A 2,414-nucleotide genomic window follows, 5' to 3' on the forward strand; every position below is an offset into this window, starting at 1 on the left:
GCTACAGCGTAGTCATAAATTTGGTTCAAATAACTACAAGCTTTCTTGACAGGTTCTTTTACTTGGCGTCCCTCTATTTTTTTGATTACTGAAACCAGGTCATAACGCTTGATGTTTTGAAAAGGTAGATCCTGAAGGTCTGGATAAATATCTTGCTGTAAGCATCTTTCTGCTAACTGTAGTACACCACAGCGGGGTAGATCGTTGAAGGCATTTTTCAGTTTGAACTGTAACCACTCCTCCCCGACCTTACCAAAGGTGATGACATTAGAGGCAGTATCTTGTTCAAAACAGAAATCATTGTCTTTAAAGTCATCTCTGACTTGTCGTGCCTTTTTCAGCGATAAATCAGGATAACGACCTAACTGAATGCGTCGACGTTTTTTAGTTTGTGGATCTGTATAGCGATAGCACCAAGATTTTCTTCCACTCGGCTCAATCTTCAGGCTAAGCCCATCTTCATCGGATAAAAAACTGGTTTTTTCCTTACAATGAGCTTGGCGAACTTTAATTTCAGTAAGACTCATGGAATTTAAATGAAACCTAACAATGGGTTGATTGGATCAATTATATCAAAATAGAACGCTTTATGTATGATGCGTATCATACGCATCATATATTTTTATAAGTTATTGTTAAATCTGTTTTATATTTAGAGTGATTGCTTTTTAGTAACCATTTAATTAACCATTGATTCTACAAGTTAAATAAAAAAACCGGCTTAAAGCCGGTTTTTTATCTTAAATATTCAGATCATGATTTCTTCACATCAAAACGGTCTGCATTCATCACTTTTGTCCAAACACAAACAATGAACCGTACCGGGTTTGTCGGAGACTCAATATTCTGAGAGACTATTCCGATGAAAAAACCAACCTATACCCTCGAAATTAGAGAAAGAGCGGTTCAATTACTAATTGAATCTGAAAAAGATTATCCTTCTACTTGGGCTGCAATCACAGCAATTGCGCCTAAGATTGGTTGTACTCCTGAAACACTTCGTGCCTGGCATCAAAAGCATTTAGATCAGCAAAATCCTATTAAAGTACAACAGATATCTGATCAAGAAAAAATGAAGCAAATGGAACGTGAAATTAAAGAATTAAAGCGTGCCAATGAAATTCTACGTAAAGCAGCCGCTTTTTTCGCCCAGGCGGAGCTCGACCGCCCACACAAATAATGGTGGATTTCATCCATAACAATAAAGACTTATATGGTGTTGATGCGATTTGTAGGATTTTACCGATCGCAGCTTCAACCTATTACCGAACTTTAGATCTCGCTGACAAGAGATGGCTCCGTAAATTTGAACAACACCTATAAGTGATAAAATTGCTGGTTCAGTTATTTGGGGTAACTGTTCTAATAACCAGTCTGGTAATTTTTTTAATTCAGTCGGTTGCATTTTTAGTTATCCTATTTTTAATAATTTCAACTTGTTACATACGTTACACAACATAATTTATGCAAGTTCAGTATAAGGAACCCGGCGCAAGTACAAAGATTTTTGACATAAACTGATCACACTTATATTCATCACAAGACATAAAAAAGAGCGCACGGAGCGCTCTTGATGCGAGCTTTTAAAGCTCAGCTGAACTTTTCGGGACTTCATACCGGATATAAGACGCAAATGTCAGGTAATTAATCCCCTGAAATAAAATATCAATCGCCAGAAACAGGCCCAGGACCCAAAACGGTGCATCTGGGGATTGCAAAATCACAATCCCTGCCAGCAGGGTCAAGATGCCTGAAAATAAAGTCCAGCCCCATCCACCCAGAGCGCGAAACAAAAGGCTATTCAAGATCCGGATGATACCTGCAATAATTAGAATAATCGCCAGAATATGGGTCAGGACCACCGCGGTCTGTAGCGGTGTACTGAACGCATAATATCCGGCAAGCAAGTATAAAAGACCGAATAAGGCCCAGAACCAGCGAAAACCGCCATGAAAAATTTTAAATGCAGCAACAAAATGCAGAATCCCGCCGATCATCATCAGTACGCCAAACATGAATACCACGGACAAGGTTGCAAAGGGTAAAGTCGCTAGCAAGACCAGACCAAAAATCACTAGTAAAATGCCCAGCCCCAGATACCATTTTCGCTTTTGATGCAACTGACTACGTACCAAGTCATTGCCTACTGTTTTCATCTTTTCTTCTCAAGTGATGTCTTATTTGACTGATCATACTTTAAAACTTGATTGGCTTTAGAAGAATCTTACGTTTCCTCTTGCATAAAAAAATAAAATTATGTTTTAGTAGCCGATTAACATCGATATAAAGAGGTGGTCCCACTTGTTTGAACAACTAAAAGCTTATTTATAAGTGATATTCTGCTCTAGTTAAGCTACCTTATTTTGTTGTGGTAGCTGGTCATAGTAAAACTCATCTGGAGTCATTTTGTCCAG

Annotated in this window: 2 protein-coding genes, 1 pseudogene and 1 other annotated feature; of the genes and pseudogenes, 1 reads left to right on the forward strand and 2 read right to left on the reverse strand. The window is 38.4% G+C overall.

The window, feature by feature from the left end; all coding sequences use genetic code 11:
- Positions 1 to 527: integrase arm-type DNA-binding domain-containing protein (locus FTT75_RS15540; RefSeq protein WP_180186810.1), on the reverse strand; the 527-nt coding region annotated here is incomplete at its 3' end.
- 335 nt (positions 528 to 862) lie between these two features.
- Here FTT75_RS15540 and FTT75_RS15545 point away from each other — a divergent pair.
- A pseudogene (locus FTT75_RS15545) lies at positions 863 to 1,287 on the forward strand (transposase); the annotation flags it as partial.
- Positions 1,138 to 1,254: a sequence feature (AL1L pseudoknot), on the forward strand. It overlaps the preceding pseudogene by 117 nt.
- Positions 1,288 to 1,583: 296 nt before the next feature.
- Here the strand turns inward: FTT75_RS15545 and FTT75_RS15550 are convergent.
- The gene (locus FTT75_RS15550) at positions 1,584 to 2,156 is read right to left on the reverse strand and encodes an HdeD family acid-resistance protein (protein ID WP_159139015.1); all 573 of its coding nucleotides are present in this window, start codon (positions 2,154 to 2,156) and stop codon (positions 1,584 to 1,586) included.
- Positions 2,157 to 2,414 lie beyond the last annotated feature (258 nt).

Origin of the sequence: Acinetobacter sp. YH01008, assembly GCF_013420435.1 — a bacterium.
In the GTDB taxonomy this organism is placed as follows: domain Bacteria; phylum Pseudomonadota; class Gammaproteobacteria; order Pseudomonadales; family Moraxellaceae; genus Acinetobacter; species Acinetobacter pseudolwoffii.

Excerpts from the sequence above, each read along its gene's own strand:
- FTT75_RS15550 (WP_159139015.1), bottom strand. The coding sequence starts at position 2,156 with ATGAAAACAGTAGGCAATGACTTGGTACGTAGTCAGTTGCATCAAAAG.